Origin of the sequence: Acinetobacter sp. AR2-3, assembly GCF_001878775.1 — a bacterium.
Taxonomy (GTDB): domain Bacteria; phylum Pseudomonadota; class Gammaproteobacteria; order Pseudomonadales; family Moraxellaceae; genus Acinetobacter; species Acinetobacter lwoffii_D.
Window position 1 is genome coordinate 13,692 of record NZ_MJIQ01000029.1, and the last position, 16,418, is coordinate 30,109.

11 protein-coding genes, 4 pseudogenes and 2 CRISPR repeat arrays are annotated in these 16,418 nt (G+C 37.6%); of the genes and pseudogenes, 11 read left to right on the forward strand and 4 right to left on the reverse strand.

All coding sequences use genetic code 11. The features are described 5' to 3' along the window. Nucleotides 1-87: 87 nt before the first annotated feature. From BFN00_RS03745 to BFN00_RS16305, 3 genes and pseudogenes are all read right to left on the reverse strand, one after another. On the reverse strand, nt 88-1,140 hold the full coding sequence (locus BFN00_RS03745) for an HNH endonuclease (RefSeq protein WP_071850500.1): 1,053 nt from the start codon (nt 1,138-1,140) through the stop codon (nt 88-90). After that, nucleotides 1,127-1,693 (reverse strand): GIY-YIG nuclease family protein, encoded by a 567-nt coding sequence (locus BFN00_RS16300; protein WP_071850543.1) that lies wholly within the window; start codon nt 1,691-1,693, stop codon nt 1,127-1,129. Before BFN00_RS16300 ends, BFN00_RS03745 begins: the two co-directional genes overlap by 14 nt. Before the next feature lie 54 nt (nt 1,694-1,747). Then, a pseudogene (locus BFN00_RS16305) lies at nt 1,748-2,326 on the reverse strand (class I SAM-dependent methyltransferase); the annotation flags it as partial. A gap of 151 nt (nt 2,327-2,477) precedes the next feature. Here BFN00_RS16305 and BFN00_RS03760 point away from each other — a divergent pair. Both BFN00_RS03760 and BFN00_RS03765 read left to right on the forward strand, forming a co-directional pair. Then, on the forward strand, nt 2,478-2,807 hold the full coding sequence (locus BFN00_RS03760) for a DUF4236 domain-containing protein (RefSeq protein ID WP_005108364.1): 330 nt from the start codon (nt 2,478-2,480) through the stop codon (nt 2,805-2,807). Nucleotides 2,808-2,906: 99 nt separating this feature from the next. Beyond that, nucleotides 2,907-3,221: a hypothetical protein gene (locus tag BFN00_RS03765; protein ID WP_071850501.1), complete on the forward strand. Its 315-nt coding sequence runs from the start codon at nt 2,907-2,909 to the stop codon at nt 3,219-3,221. Between the two features lie 69 nt (nt 3,222-3,290). Here BFN00_RS03765 and BFN00_RS03770 read toward each other — a convergent pair whose 3' ends face one another. Next, entirely contained in the window at nt 3,291-3,554 is a 264-nt protein-coding gene (locus tag BFN00_RS03770; RefSeq protein ID WP_071850502.1) for a hypothetical protein, read from the reverse strand. Nucleotides 3,555-3,749: 195 nt separating this feature from the next. On the opposite strand from BFN00_RS03770, the gene BFN00_RS03775 reads away from it, so the two are divergent. From BFN00_RS03775 to BFN00_RS03815, 9 genes and pseudogenes are all read left to right on the forward strand, one after another. Further along, entirely contained in the window at nt 3,750-4,421 is a 672-nt protein-coding gene (locus BFN00_RS03775; protein ID WP_071850503.1) for a hypothetical protein, read from the forward strand. Then, a complete protein-coding gene (locus BFN00_RS03780; RefSeq protein WP_071850504.1) occupies nt 4,421-6,748 on the forward strand; it encodes a hypothetical protein in 2,328 nt (775 codons plus the stop codon). Before BFN00_RS03775 ends, BFN00_RS03780 begins: the two co-directional genes overlap by 1 nt. Beyond that, nucleotides 6,732-7,493 (forward strand): annotated as a pseudogene (locus tag BFN00_RS03785) (site-specific integrase); the annotation flags it as partial. The gene BFN00_RS03780 and the pseudogene BFN00_RS03785, both read left to right, overlap by 17 nt. A gap of 48 nt (nt 7,494-7,541) precedes the next feature. After that, entirely contained in the window at nt 7,542-8,570 is a 1,029-nt protein-coding gene (locus BFN00_RS03790; RefSeq protein WP_082180550.1) for an IS701 family transposase, read from the forward strand. A gap of 17 nt (nt 8,571-8,587) precedes the next feature. Further along, nucleotides 8,588-11,053 (forward strand): annotated as a pseudogene (locus BFN00_RS03795) (tyrosine-type recombinase/integrase); the annotation flags it as partial. 191 nt (nt 11,054-11,244) lie between these two features. Next, nucleotides 11,245-11,393, forward strand: a pseudogene (locus tag BFN00_RS15665) (IS3 family transposase); the annotation flags it as partial. Between the two features lie 241 nt (nt 11,394-11,634). Beyond that, nucleotides 11,635-12,843 (forward strand): Card1-like endonuclease domain-containing protein, encoded by a 1,209-nt coding sequence (locus BFN00_RS03805; RefSeq protein WP_071850507.1) that lies wholly within the window; start codon nt 11,635-11,637, stop codon nt 12,841-12,843. A gap of 61 nt (nt 12,844-12,904) precedes the next feature. After that, nucleotides 12,905-13,207: a CRISPR-associated protein Csx16 gene (csx16, locus tag BFN00_RS03810; RefSeq protein WP_071850508.1), complete on the forward strand. Its 303-nt coding sequence runs from the start codon at nt 12,905-12,907 to the stop codon at nt 13,205-13,207. A 196-nt stretch (nt 13,208-13,403) separates the two neighbouring features. Further along, nucleotides 13,404-14,358: direct repeats of the CRISPR family, unit length 37 nt; unit sequence GTCTGAACAGACTTCCCTGTAGATAAGGGATTAAGAC. Between the two features lie 446 nt (nt 14,359-14,804). Further along, nucleotides 14,805-15,194: a CRISPR direct-repeat array (repeat unit 37 nt; unit sequence GTCTGAACAGACTTCCCTGTAGATAAGGGATTAAGAC). A gap of 920 nt (nt 15,195-16,114) precedes the next feature. Beyond that, entirely contained in the window at nt 16,115-16,408 is a 294-nt protein-coding gene (locus tag BFN00_RS03815) for a hypothetical protein (RefSeq protein WP_004681132.1), read from the forward strand. Nucleotides 16,409-16,418 lie beyond the last annotated feature (10 nt).

The window sequence follows — 16,418 nt, forward strand, 5'->3', positions numbered from 1 at the left end:
TACAGTAATTAAGACAATATTGATGATAGCCGATATTTTTCTTATTGATTAAATTATCATTTAGTTCTCACAAAAAATTCTATAGTTTTAGAAACTAGTTTTTTTTTCACTACCACCTAACCAAACTAAATACTCATTCTCTACTGCCTGCTTATACGCCCAGTCGGCAACCCGATGCGAACGTTGCAGATCGGTTAGAAAACCTAATTGAGAAATCTCTCGAATAATGGATTGATTATGCAGATGATTACGCTCCTGCCACTGCTGCAGGAATTTTTCTGATGCCAAATAATTACTTTTTTGTGAGTTGCATTTTTCATCCGCTAGGACAAAGTTATGTCCGGTATCGGCAGGATATAAAGACCATGGAATAAAATGATCCACGGCATATTTGGAGTTTTTTAGGCTTTTACCGCAATAAAAACACTGGCATTGCTGTAAGTCAATTAAGAAGTCCGCGACCTGCCCCAATTGATTACGACTTGGAGCAAACATGAATTCATCTAGGTCAGGCAAACCATCCAGTACCACCAGGTTCTGCTTGTTTAGCCGAACAAAATCAATCCAGCGCTTCTGGCACAACTCTTCAATGATTTCACTAAATTGTCTTAAGCAATACATCACCTTGGGCAACAAGTTGAGGGACCGTTTGGAGTCTTCAAGGCAATAGAGAAATTCTACCGTTTGACCATTCAGATTCTGCAAATATACCACCGGCATTTGCTTTACCGTTGTTGCAACTGCTCGCTTCAACCTGTTCCAGTAAAGTACATCCTTTCTCAACGCAGCCAAGGTCTTGAATTGTTGCTGTGCATTCTGGATTTCAGTGATGATCTTTGCCTGCTTACCAGTGCTTTGATGAATAGTAAAAGGCTCATACTGGTTAAACTGAAACGGCAGTGACTGTTTCCAGTATAGGTCAATAAACTTTTCAGCAATATCTTGATATTCTAAATGCAAGGCAGCACCAGTATCTTGACCCTGTTCAATCGCCAGACGTGTGATACTTATCAGCAAAGCAAACTTATATGTCGAAGTAAAAGTCCCTGACTGCAATATCTGCTGAATATGCTTCAAAAATTTCAGCTGCTCGTTGGGTGTAGGTTTATTATTTTCTATTAAGTGATCATCCTGCCACATGTTGAAGCTTCACCCGTCTTTGTAATCCTGCTTCCGTAGCGATTTCCATCATTTTCGCATTTTGAATGGCTTTTTTACGCATAGCTGAAAGGGTTTCTTTAAACTCGTGCTGATTACCTTTCAAATTGAGTGGCAGTATCGTTTGTTCAAAAACCTTTTCCTCAACATTCCAAGGTTCTTCACAAATTATCCAGGACACATATGCATTATCTTCAAGCCATGCATCCAGCCATTGTTCACCTGAATGCGTGAAAGTCATGCGATTACCTGTACCTACTCTTCTAAGCGGATACCCACTCATCTCAGCCAGAAGTATGCCCAATGTTCGTCTTAGCGTTGAACCTTCTGCGTTACCTGCAAAGTGTGTTTTAAGCCGTATTCTCAAGTTTGATTTACTATTTGGTTTAGTCTTTTTGTCAGGCGATATGCCAACATACAACAAAGTATATTCTTGATACGTTATACAGTTTTTTGTTGGGATTCCCGGTGGATTTGTTTTGAACCACCAAAAATAAATCCCGTGTTCTGCAGGAATCAAAGAGGGCTCTTTCATTAACTCGGCACGATTGTATAAACGCTGTGGATAATAATCAAAAGCATGTGATTGCTTTTTCCATATTACGTTGATCCACTCTTCTGTACGGTCTGGACGTTTATCTACAGTAATCCATTGCTGTAACAGTAAAGCCTGATCTATTTGTTTAAGTAAGTCGTAAGCTTGCTGCTCATTCAAGTCAGTAAAGCTGCGCCCTTCTTTCTCACGGTCTGTATCGCCATATTTAAAAGACATATAACACACACCATTTGGCTTTAATGCTTTAAATATGCGCGCCAGCACTTCAGTCAGGCGATCTCTTTCACAGTGCAAAAGAGAAGCACAAGCCCAAATCCCATCATACTTAGCTACTTCATTCAGCTCATAAAAACTTTGCTGACGTACCTCGAGGCCAGTCAGCTCTCTCGCCTTTTCAACCAGCTCGGTAGAATAATCAATTGCCTCAACTTGATAGCCTTTTTTCTTAAATGCCAAAGTGTCCCGCCCCGAGCCACAGCCCAAATCCAAGATCAATGCCTGTTCGGGCAAATATCTTAGAAATGGTGCGTAAAGACTTTCCATCTCAACCTGATAGGTATTTTCAAAAAATGCTTGAGCATGTTGATTGTAATAATTTGATGTTTGATTCATTGTCTAAAAGCCAATATCTTATGTTAAAGAACATACTGATATTTCACTAGATAAGTCAAATGATCAGTCCTATGAATGAATCAAACTCTTATTTCACTGTATCCGGACAACTCAGATAGAAACCAAACTGGTTCTTGTAAATGGAAAAAATATGGGCTTCAGATTTCGCAAGAGTATTAAAATATTACCTGGATTAAAAATCAATCTGACGCATAAAGGCATCAGCAGTGCAAGCATTGGCAAACCCGGTGCTTCTTTAAATATTGGTAAAAAAGGCACCCGAACCAGTGTTGGTATTCCTGGCACAGGCCTATCCTATTCCAAGCGCCAACCCTATAAAAATAGAGCTGGCAACCCAGAGAATTCTGCTCAGGAACAACAACCGTTCTATACATCAGATACCGAGCAACCCAAATCGAATGTCTGGATTTGGGTAATTTTTGGATTATTTTGTTTTATTGTCGGGGCAATTATTTTTTGAATTTAGCTATTCTTTGTACCCCATAATATCCACTGCTAGGCAAAATTTAATTCATTCATTACTATGGACGGATGTTAAATACAATAAAGGCTGCCGCTAATGTCTGATAATGACAATACTCTGGATTATGATGAAAATGATTTAATCGATTCTCCCTTATCTCAAATTTTACAAGAGGATAATGAGCAAATTGAAGTTCTAATTTATCGATTACCTGATAGTGACTGGACACTGGAAGTGGTAAACCAAAATGGTACTTCTACGGTATGGGATGAAACATTCCCGTCAGATCAGGAAGCTCTATCTGTCGCTTTAGATGGAATTAAAGCCGTAGGCGGTATTCAGGCCTTTTCAGAGCTCAGTGACCTTGAAGCAAAGAACAATATTTTTCCTGAATCCCTTACTCGCTATTAAAAATGAAACTGCTGGCTTGGATCTGAATCAGTATTTTCTAGATTCTTAGAACCTGTCGCGATGATAGGTTCACTTCAAACCAAACCCATCCAGGGTTGAAGGGTCAAAATTTTCATCAAACATAAACTCATCTGCTCGCTCTTTTTTTAATGTCGTCAGGGCATAAAAGAAACATTTTTCACATAACTGCAATTCATATCTTTCCCCGTCATGCTTAGAACCATAGCCCCAATGCGCCGATAAAGTTCCAAACTCCAGTTTCGTTGATTGGTTGCATACATCACATACAACATCTGTAACGACTTCTACCTGTTTCAGTTGTTTAATTTCCATATTAAGAACCTCTTAGTTTTAAAATAAATAGCATTGCTATAAGTTGTGACCCCGTTCTTAAAAATATAAAAAAATCACAATATATTGTATATAGTTTGTAAATATACACAAAATATAGGGTAGATCGATCTTGTTTAATATTTCAAAAAATTATAAGAATATTCACTTGATTATTTTTTACACTTATGAAGGACTATGGAAACGGCTTTTGATTTCAATGAAAAATTTGGCGCACCTAAAAAATTGTTGTGCAAAAATTTTAATAAAATCCAAATCAGTATACACCCTGATTTTTCTGGAATTTATCTTTGCTATCAAGAGGCTTTCAAAGCTTTAAAAACAGATCTAGGTATCTTGAATCCACGTCCCGAAATTCACGTCTGGAAAGATACTAATCTATCCGGTTATACCATCGCCAGTAATTTCCAATGGTTCCTATACTGGACTCAGAATGCACCCAAAGAAATTAATCTAATTATCCATTCTCTTCCCAAAGATAACAAAAAAATCGAACTATTAAAAAATGTGGCTAGTTCCGAATTTCTAAAATTTCTATCATCTACTTATTATGATCTTAATCGATTAAATCCCAAAAGGTTACATAACTTAATAAATGAATACATTTCTGCCGAGGCTATTTACAAGTTAAACAAAGAAAATTCTTTCAAACCTCACCGTACAATGAGTTTGGATCTGCTTGCGTATCTGCTGTCATATACACGAAATCAGCTGAATTATCGCAATAAAGTTATAAACCGGAAAAGACAAAATGTGCTAGATCAACTGCAACAAACCAGTGAAGTTGTTCAACAGCTTTTAAACAATGTGGACTTCGTTCTCACGCCAGATCAGTTATGGAAAGCATAATGTCAGAATCTAACCCAAGCCGTCAAAATGCTGCTGATATTCCGCGGGTATCATTAAAACAGACACTGGAAAAACTCTTTGGTGACGAGCAGTTCAACCGTGCAGAACATATTCAATATGTTGTTGATTTACTGACTTCACATCCAACTGATCAATGTCTGGAAGGGCTGAATCTCGATCTATTAGATTTTGATCTAGAAACCAATTCTGTTGTTGCTAGACCAGCTGCCTTAGTCTCCTCTCGGAAACATACTGTTAGCACAACACCATTCACTTGGTATGTGAACTCAATTGCACAATTAGCAGAATCAGAAAAAAATGCTTTAATCTGGAATATCCTAATCTTAAAAGCAGCAATCTATTTAATTGCACTGCCAGACATTAAACCTGAACTTTTTAAAGAGGATCACACTGAACATTTCAATACTGTAAAACGTTTATTCCAACGCTTCCGTACCGCCAATCGGATTCTAATTTCCGAAAAAGAATATCAAAATACTCCTGAATATAGACTCCTTTGGGAAAAGTATCTTAAAGATCCCTCCCTTTCCTTAGTTGAATTTATTCGGTATTTGAATGAGGTTATTGATGAAGAACGTGATAAAGAGTCATCTAATGATTTTATGCAAAACCTGCTAAACGTGATCCGCATCACCTTTAATTATGTGTTGGAAAATAAGGCAAAAATTGCCAAAGCGAGCATCGAGACGCAACTGCAACATGAATTTTTAGACGAAGATCAGCTGATTGCAGAAAGTTCAGAAATTAAAAAAGGGCAAAAATCTAAAGCACTCAATATAGAACAACAACTAGATGACCAAGATACACGTCAAATATTAGTAGACCCAACCATCGTTACCCCCCTTGCTGCATATTCAGAATCCGGCCAAAGCTATGTTCTGCCTCTGGTTGCCAAACATATTCAACGGAAAGAACATTTGCTGGCATACAGCAGCCTCTTTCCTAATACCACAAGCATAAGTGCCCTAATTACTGAACTATATAAAAATCACATTGTTGAGATTAAAGAAGACTCTAAAGACAAGGATAACGAAATCAAAAAAAAGAAGGCATCCTTGATCATGATGCTGTCATTTCTGACAGGAAATAAAATCCAGGAGTGGCTCCGTCTACAAAGTAAACGTGCTAAAAATTTAAATGCTCGCCAACAGATCAAGCAAAGCAATGGACAATATTATCTGAGAAGTAAATTTTCAATTTTTGAAAATAAGGATTTTGCTTATCCAGAGGGCTTGCTCAACCAAACAGTTCATCTGGACATCCCGATCCCGAATTCATTTATTGAATCTCTGCGGGACGGTGACCCCGTTAAGGAAGAGGACCTTCAGCAACATTTGAAACAGCTGAGAGCCAAATTTCATATTCCAAAACTATCACTAATAAGAATTGGCTCTCTTTTACATCAGACTATTTTGCAACGCACTGGAAATAAACAGCTTGCTGACCTTCTCACTGGTATTGATGCCAATAAGTCTTCTTCTACTTCTTATTGTCATCAAAATATCCTGACTTTACAGACCGAGTATGTCTCGATTTTAAAAGAGCTGTGTGAGTCGTTATCCGATGAATACCAGAATATTGAATATGCTGCAGAAAAAAACTTTGGAAGCCGCAAAGCACCTACTTCAAATGTGATTCAAAATATCTTTGCAACTCTCAAATTCAGAATAATTTCACAAAAAGAAGACGACTGGATAGCAATTTTTAATCACTATAATCTGTGGATGTGGCATTTCTTGTTGCTCTTTACTGCTGCACGACCCGTCGCTGAATTTCCAGGTTTTTTAAAAAGCTTTAACCTGAAAAGAAAAATATGCATGGTTTCTGATAAGGAGGTGGGTGGGCGTCAAGGCTATGGACGTTTAATTCCACTAGGTCATTTTGTTGTACAAGAACTCCAGAAATTTATAGATTTTTTACACTATTTTAAAACTCAAATTGCTCCTAGTCAGCCAGAAATTCCACAACATATTCAACAAATTTTAGAGAGCAAGCTCCCACTATTGAATATCTTTCAGGATGGTCAATGGTACCCCTTAAGGCCTTCGATTATAAAAAAATCTAACCCTGAGTTAAGTTTGCTACATGAAAACTGGCACCGGCATACTGCCCGTGCGTTTCTCAGCCATAAAATTAGCGAAATTGAAATTTTAGCTTTATTCGGTCATGAACCGATGCAGCAAGAAGCTGCTCATCCTTATTCCAGCTTATCTATTTCACAATATTCAAGCATTGCCCATGTTCTTGAACAAATGAAAGATCATTTTCAAATTACCGGTATTGAACTCGATGTCCTCACTCAATAAACGAACTAAGCAAGCTCGACCACTATATGCAGAAAATCGTAGAAAACAAATTCGTCTTGAGAAAGAGAAATCTCCTCGATCGGATGTAGAAAAGGAATTAATTCAATATTTCCAAGAAATAGAACTAGAACAAAAAGAACATCTTGAATCCTTATATCCCGCAATTTATGAGTTTATTAAACGCAAAGCTCCAAGCTTGGCCTGGAAAAAATATGCACATGAGTTTTTTCGGTCATATATCAAGCAAATCAATTTAAATCGTCGTGAGACTTTGCCCCCACCGAATCTGACATTTGAGATGAAGCGTGATCAACCAGTTTTTACCATGGACTGGATCGAGAAGGGACAGCAGGTTGATGAAGTTCTTGATAAGCTTTGGGACTACTGGATTCTAGCGAAAGATAGCAAGACATTTTCTGATGATGAAATCATTGGAAATATTGTTATTTCTGCCCTGCTCTATTCCGGCTTAAATCAAAAAGCCTCTTTAGAAGCTTTGCTTGAACACTTAAAAGATCCGGCAAAAATCAGAAAGATCGAAGATCTGAATATTATATTTTTAGAACCGCTCTCTCCCTCTTATGGAGATCTATTTATTGATGAAAAAACCATTCGTAAATCGCGTAATTTTATTCCTGATCAAATCACCCGCTTATGGTTAATTCATTTTAATAGCAGAAATATTCGTACAGTAAACCAGAATGTAGAAGATTATCTACAGCTTATTTTTAATAAGATAGGACTTACGCATTGACGGATTCAAAAAAGTATTAAAATACTTTATAAAGTATCTGTGATCAGACGAATTAGACATGCTTCTACAGCAACTTGTACATTACCCATTTATATGGGCTTTCTCATGACAGAACCGAACTCTATTAGCTGCACACAACTTGCCGAGACTTATAACATCTCGCATGATAGTGTAAATCGCTTTCTAGAGCGTGAAGACTACACACCTCACGACCTATATCAAGAATCAATTCAACATATTGATAATAATAAACTTATAGTCAGTATTGATGATACTGTTTTAGATAAACCATATAGTCAACATATGGACTTGGTTAGCTATTTTTGGTCAGGCAAACACCACCGATCCGTCAAGGGTATTAATCTCATTACCTTGTATGCGACAGATCAAAATGGTCAAAATATTCCAATTAATTTCCGAATTTATGACAAATCTGAAAGTAAAACCAAGAATGATTACTTTATGGATATGTTAAGTGAAGTACTCAGTTGGGGTGCAAAGATTCAATTTATTACAGGTGATAGTTGGTATTCATCGACTGGAAATCTAAAAACCATAAGAAAATATGGTATTCGATTTATGTTTGGTATCGACTGTAACCGTAAGGTTTCCCCAGAAAAAGGACAATGGTTTCAACTGCGTTTATTGCCAGATTTCCATCAGGGTCAAGTGGTCTGGCTCAAAGATTTTGGCTTTGTACAATTATTTAAGACTCAGTTAAAAGAACAGCAGAGGTTTTATATTGTGCATCAAGATGAAGATGATTTATTGTCCTTTGAGGGTTTTCATGAATTACATTCAAGTCATTGGAAAATAGAGCAATATCACCGGGTGATTAAACAGGTTTGTCATATTGAAAAGTTTCAAGTAAGACGATCTAAACTGATTTTGAATCATATTTTTTCAGCCTTGATGGCCTACGTTGAGATACAAAAGAACCAGTTTGAGCGGATCTTTGAAAATGTATATCGTTGGCAGAAGAAATTATTTAGACCAGTTATCAAAAACTTCATTGATGACTTTATTCTCGATAAAAATCATCTGCTACCACAGAGAATCTATAAATAATAGTGCGTAAGTCCTATAAGATTAAGTTACCATTTAATCTTAAAACTTATAAATTATTACGCGACTACGCCAACTTTAACTGGATGCAACTCCCGAAAGTTGACATTGATCCTGCTCTCTCACAATGTCTTATAGAAAATACTGCAACCTGTGGCTTATCAGAAATAGAATTTGAAAGATTTCTTCATCCAAAATTTAAATATCAGCAGGACACTCTTACTGATTCAGATGTAGAAAAATCACCATCTATTGTGGGTAAATCTTACTCCAATGATGACATTCAGCAAGCTTTGGATGATGTTATAAAGATTCACAAAGACCTTTTACAACTGATTCGTACATCACAAACTGATCAAGCCATTGATGTATTAATCATTAAATATTGTCTTGAAAATACTGATAAATTTAATGAGTACAGTAAACGTGTCGCATTATGGCTCATCAGCCTTTATAAACCAGAATTAGAACAGATTCAGCAACTGGCTGAACATTTTAATTTTTGCGCTAACCAATTTCAAAAATCGTTTCAGCAGAATAGACCATTAGCAGATAGTTCGATTTACACTTATTACTCCCGGATTGCCGAGCCTTGGCTAACACATTCTTTACAATATCTAGATAGCGAAGATGATCTGAATACGAATCTGGCAAATATCTACACACAAATTATTACGAACACCCGTCTCGCAGATGAAGCAGGCCAACCTGAATTTAAAAAATCCAGAGGTCAAACCAGCAGGATGTTGAAGCGCTTCCATAGCTTTCAACGAACAGTTTTCGAAGCTGAATCTCTCGAATTAGAATCACTCACCATACAAAATAGGCCTAGAGCCCGTATTATTGGCCCTTTGACTTATCAAGCTTTCATGAACAAATTAGATACCTTATTTTCAGGTGCTAATAGTCAAGAAAACACTTATAAGACATTAAAAATCATCTATATCTTAGCTTACCGTACCGGTATGCGTATTAATGAAATTCTAGGCTTACGTGTGCGGGATATCGAGGGCTTGAGCTGTCTATCAGTATGGATTCAGCCCTACGGCTCAAAAAAGAAAGGAAACTTACATCAACTTAAAACAGATAGTGCTGAACGCAAAGTTCCTGTGTATTGCTTATTAAAAACCGATGAATATCAACTATTTCATAATCATGTAGTCGAGCAACGTTTACTCAATCAGCAAAACTTATACTTATTCCGTAATTGGAATGAAAATAGCAAGCTGAACAAACATACGGTGACAACACCTTTTAGAATGATTATGAACGAGCTTTTTAAAACTCATGATTATTCTTTTCACTCATTTCGACACACGGCTGCCAATCACTTATCCGTTCTGCTCAACTGCGATTACGCTCCCCTAGTCAAGAATCTGACGGATTATACTGAAGAACAATATCAGTCCATTCGGACAGAGTTACTCCGTCATACACATGGTCAAAATCATTGGTTTATGATTGCCCATTTACTGGGTCACATTGACCCTACAGAAACTTTTAAAAGTTATATTCATCTAAGCTACCTGATCGCTGGGCATAAAATACTGAAATATCACCCAGACATCGATACTCAACTGGCAAAAAAGATGATGGGCTACCTACCTTCTTTCAAATTTTTAAACACAGTAAAAGATTCTGCTCCATTCAATTTCGAAAAGCATGCTGGTCATTTAAGTCAGCAGTTACTCAACGATCAAACTGACTGGTTAAAAAGTAACGTAGAAGACATTCTAGATGAGGTTTCATTTAACTCAAAGCATCATGATTTTTTTAAATATTTCGCGGGAACAAAAGAATCCAAAGTTTCATTTGCATGGTTTTTTAAGTGCCTAAATTTACTGGAAATTCATCATGATCCAGATCGGGTATCACAAGAAATGAGTTTACCTGTCGAACTGGTTAACTACTGGTATGAAAATGCCAAACAACTGGGCCAACTCAAGTCTCAAAAAAACAACCCAAGGTTATTTGATCTCAACAACACAAATCATCTGGATAAACCTTTGAAACCCTCGATGATAGATACCGTTGAAGAGCGCAAAGCAAGGAACTATTTCTTTGAAAATATTCAAAATATCTTTGAAAAAAAGCCAGATCAAATAAAAGCGGTGCTTGAGACATTTTTAAGTCGTGTTACAGTTTCGCATACCGGCATTCATTATCGCTGGAATAAAATTGATCAATTGGAATCATTTTATTGCAAGGTAAAAGACCTGTTTCCCCATCAATTTTGGCATTTGCTTGGACAAGACTTGGTACAATTGCTAGATAAAAAGAAACAACCTTTATTACTGAAGCTGGCTAAATCGAGCACAACAGAGCATCCTACGACTCAAGAAGATTATGTTCGTCTCCAGCTTTACTCGACAAAAGATGCCAAAGCACTGGCCGCATTTAAATTTTGCTTACATCTAGCTTGTATTGGCAGACCTCGATCTCTTGAACTGCAAGTTGAAGGTCTAAAAATCACTACATGCGATTAAATAATTTAACCGTTGCTGCCTTATCTAAATGATGTGTGCTGAAAAAACAAGAGGTTTTAACTTGGTAAACTATACATACTCATCAGGAGTTTACCATGAGCAAGAAACACAAGACGTATACGGCAGAATGAACCGTACCGGGTTTGTCGGAGACCAACTTTCCCTGAGATAAGAAGCATCGCTTCGCAAGGAAACATCGAGCAAAACGACATCTACATGATTTTCATCATGCTGAGCAAATCATACGAATTTGGAAAGAAAGTTCGGGGCGATATGGCGTTCGTAAGGTCTGGCAACAACTGCAACGAGAAGTTATGTTATTGCGCGCTGTACAAGTGCGCTAGGTTATGTGCCACCTTTTGTGTTTGAAAAAATGTTCGATGATAAGATTAACCCATTAGGTCAGGCGGCCTAACTTAAATAAAAAATTCTCCGATAGACTCGGTACGGTGCACACATCAATAAAAACATTGGTCCTTAAAACTCAGACCACCTTAAGTTAGTGGTCTTTTTTTGATTTAGTACTCAAATAAGTTATCAGATATAATTATTCATAAGCCCATGATAAACACATAAAATATATGCGAATCTTAGTTCTTAGTACTACTGGCCATCCTGAAGCAAATTTAGAATCTGCCCGTTATTTCATCGAAAATAAGAGCAATATTGATAAAATTACAGTGCTCAGCACCACGTATATGGATGAACAAGGTAAGACTGATCTTTTAGTGCAAAGTTTAAAACTTATTAGCCAAGCAGCTATTGAGATATTAAATATTCCAAACGGTTATGAAGAATCCAATATGTTTGCCATCCAAGAAATGATTTTAAATTGGGCAAACCAACATCCAGCTAAAGATCGTTTTATCTTTAATATTACAGGTGGCACAAAACTGATGAGTATTGCAATGGACCGTGCTTCCATGCTTTTAGGTTCAGCACGTGCCGAAAGTTTTTACCAAAGTCGTGGTCAGCACGTTGTTTGGTACCAAAGGCAGACCAACCAAATTGTCTACCCAATCAACAGCAATCTAAATCTGCAGCAACGTGTGCTGTCACGCGGCTACCAGATTACAAAGCAACAGCCAATCACCGATATTTCACTTGAACAATTGCGCTATGCACAAATCTTAATTGATGTAATGAAAAATGATTTTCAAAAAGGACGACGCTTTTGCTCATTCATTAATAAATTGGCTTCTATATCGGATGATGAAAATAGTTTGAATGTTCATTTTGACAATATTCAAGCGGAACAAGCCGAAGGTTTAGAGGTCCTAGCACAAATTACTCAAGAAGCTTTCTTTTCATTTGATAGTAGCTCAAGTGTAATTCAATTTAAATGTGAAGAAACACGAGATTATATGAAAGGTGGCTGGTTGGAAGTCTACAGTGGCTATGAATGCTATAAAGCACTTATTGGTTTAAACCCACAGGCAGAACTTGCGATTAATGTTGAATTAAAAAAGAAAGATACTCCAAATGAAATGGATGTCATGTTTATTCATCATGCTCATTTATATTGTATAGAATGTAAAACAGCCAAAACGATGGCACATGAACAAGCTAAAGATGTTTTATATAAATTATCTTCTTTGCAAGATTTTGGTGGAATCAACCAAAAACAAGCGGTTGTTTCGCTGTATAGTCTGAAAGATTACAACTTAACTCGTGCCAATAATTCTGAAATTCGCATATTCCAAGAACGTGATTTACTCAATTTAAGTCAGCTTATTTCAGAATGGCTACAGCCTAAATCGATAAATATCAGTCAAGGTATAAGCTTATAGATCATACGTTTGTAGTTGATCTATGGCATGCTTTTACATATTGAATGATGTGGAAAATAAGATGACCGTTTACTTTATTACTCGCCATACAGGTGCATTAGAATGGGCTAAAGAGGAGCATGTACATTACGATGTGCATGTTACCCATTTAGCAAATTTTGATGAACTGCGTGCTGAAGATACGGTAATCGGGACTTTACCTATTCATTTGGTTGCAGACTTGCATGTGCGAGGTATTCGATATGTTCATTTATCCATGCATGTGCCTGCACATTTCAGAGGTTTAGAATTAAGCGCACAACAGTTACGCGATTGTCGTATCCGATTGGAGGAATTTTATGTTGTACGCCCTAACCCAGTTTGATCAGCACGCCCGTGTATGGGATTACAATTCATATATTGACATGGTATTCGCACAAAAATTATCGCAACATATTGTTTTTTATATTTATAAGAAAAACTGTGAAATATTTCGTCATACAGCAACTTTGCTGATACATACTTTGAAATATTTAGCCTCTATAAGTCTTTGCTTTACAAAAGAAAAAAATAGAGGTAGAGTCTGAACAGACTTCCCTGTAGATAAGGGATTAAGACTCAAGGCTAGAGCTGGTGTGGCATAGAGAGGTACGTCTGAACAGACTTCCCTGTAGATAAGGGATTAAGACTGAAAGAGGGCATACCTCCGATCATTACTCCTTCTGTCTGAACAGACTTCCCTGTAGATAAGGGATTAAGACTCACCTAGTAATACATAGTTGTTTGCATTAATAGGTCTGAACAGACTTCCCTGTAGATAAGGGATTAAGACATACGCATTACACTTCTGCCTTTTAGTTAACGTCTGAACAGACTTCCCTGTAGATAAGGGATTAAGACTTATATTAAACGTTACCGAATTTACGAACTAAGTCTGAACAGACTTCCCTGTAGATAAGGGATTAACACTTGTAACAAAACTCTCAACACCTTGTAACACAGTGTCTGAACAGACTTCCCTGTAGATAAGGGATTAAGACGCAGCTTTAAGACGCTCTACAACTTCTTTCATTACGTCTGAACAGACTTCCCTGTAGATAAGGGATTAAGACTTATTCAGATGAATAATAAGAGCTTTAATTAAAGTCTGAACAGACTTCCCTGTAGATAAGGGATTAAGACTCGTTAGTCCAATCAATCTCGATCCATTCTGGGTCTGAACAGACTTCCCTGTAGATAAGGGATTAAGACAAGTATGTCAGCCAGAAATGAACTTTCCAGATTAAGTCTGAACAGACTTCCCTGTAGATAAGGGATTAAGACTAAAATTCATTTTTCAATACCCCTTTTTAATCTGTCTGAACAGACTTCCCTGTAGATAAGGGATTAAGACGATATTAAGATTAATAAGTGCAAATAGTTCACGTTGTCTGAACAGACTTCCCTGTAGATAAGGGATTAAGACTTCTTTCCATTGTCGGTACGGCAGTCATCTGGTGTCTGAACAGACTTCCCTGTAGATAAGGGATGAGCGAGGAACAGCAAAGCACTGCTTTGCCCGAGTGCAAGACGAAAGCTTTGCTTGAGTTAGACGTGAACCCTCGATAGTATTTGTTTTGGATACTTCCCTGTAGATAAGGGATTAAGACCTTTAGATTTATTGCTATTGTAGTAATTAACTAGTCTGAACAGACTTCCCTGCTGATAAGGGATGAACGAGGAACAGCAAAGCACTGCTTTGTCCGAGTGCAAGACGAAAGCTTTGCTTGAGTTAGACGTGAACCCTCGATAGTATCTGTTTTGGATACTTCCCTGTAGATAAGGGATGAACGAGGATCAGCAAAGCACTGCTTTGCCCGAGTGCAAGACGAAAGCTTTGCTTGAGTTAGACGTGAACCCTCGATAGTATCTGTTTTGGATACTTCCCTGTAGATAAGGGATTAAGACCCACGTGCCTTCATTCCAGTGATAGAAGCTACCTAGTCTGAACAGACTTCCCTGTAGATAAGGGATTAAGACGTGTATACAACACCTGCTCGTGCAGCACCTCGCGTCTGAACAGACTTCCCTGTAGATAAGGGATTAAGACTTATTCGCAAAAGGAAGAGCTGTGTTTAGGAATTCGTCTGAACAGACTTCCCTGCTGATAAGGGATTAAGACTCTTCCCATTGCTCGGTATATACAACACCTGCAGTCTGAACAGACTTCCCTGTAGATAAGGGATTAAGACGTCGACATACCAGTTTTCTCACTGAATTGGATTGGTCTGAACAGACTTCCCTGTAGATAAGGGATTAAGACGCATAACACGAAAAGATTTAAAGTTTTCAAGTGTCTGAACAGACTTCCCTGTAGATAAGGGATTAAGACGTAAGTCTTGCTTTACTGAATTCAACATTACGGTCTGAACAGACTTCCTGAGCCTTTCTGAGAAACACTGTTTCGAAGAAGGCGTAAAATAAGGGATTAAGACTGTTTGGTAGCCGGGTTTAAAACTTAATTAATAAGTCTGAACAGACTTCCCTGTAGATAAGGGATGAACGAGGATCAGCAAAGCACTGCTTTGCCCGAGTGCAAGACGAAAGCTTTGCTTGAGTTAGACGTGAACCCTCGATAGTATCTTTTTTAGATACTTCCCTGTAGATAAGGGATTAAGACTAATTTTCTTCTTGAAGTTTATCAAAGTTAATGTCTGAACAGACTTCCCTGTAGATAAGGGATTAAGACGTTAATATTAGCTACGATTGAGTTAGCAGTAGTGTCTGAACAGACTTCCTGAGCCTTTCTGAGAAACACTGTTTCGAAGAAGGCGTAAAATAAGGGATTAAGACGGTCGCATTGCCGCACCACATCCACAGAATTGAGTCTGAACAGACTTCCTGAGCCTTTCTGAGAAACACTGTTTCGAAGAAGGCGTAAAATAAGGGATTAAGACGCTGCGATGTATGTTATGCGTTCACCCGCACGAGTCTGAACAGACTTCCCTGTAGATAAGGGATTAAGACAAAGCGTTTGTAATTTTAAGAACAACATCTACAGTCTGAACAGACTTCCCTGCTGATAAGGGATGAACGAGAAACAGCAAAGCACTGCTTTGCCCGAGTGCAAGACCAAAGCTTTGCTTGAGTTAAACGTGAACCCTCGATAGTATCTTTTAGATTCTTCCCTAAATAAGCAATTTTAAAAGCCATCAAGACACCATCTTGATGGCTTTTTATAAGCTTACGTTTAAAAAATAAATCAAAAATATCTCTTATTCTCTATACACCAAGCGAACTAGAGGGTAAGAAAATGACGTGTTATTTGAATTTCGAAGATATTGCATTAGGCTTAAGCGTACATGCCTATAAACGACGTACACAACGCGGTATACAGCAACAACATATTGCACATTTATTACGTTTTGGTCGTAAACAATTTCACCGCCATGCGATTTACTACAGCATTGGTCATAAAGAAATAAATAAGTATGCCGATATTTGCCCGATGCTTAAAAATATGAATGGCATGCATTTGGTCACAGCCACCAATGGCAAAGTCCTGACCATGTTCCGCAACCGGGACTTCAGCCTGCTCAAAAAATAAAAACAGGAAA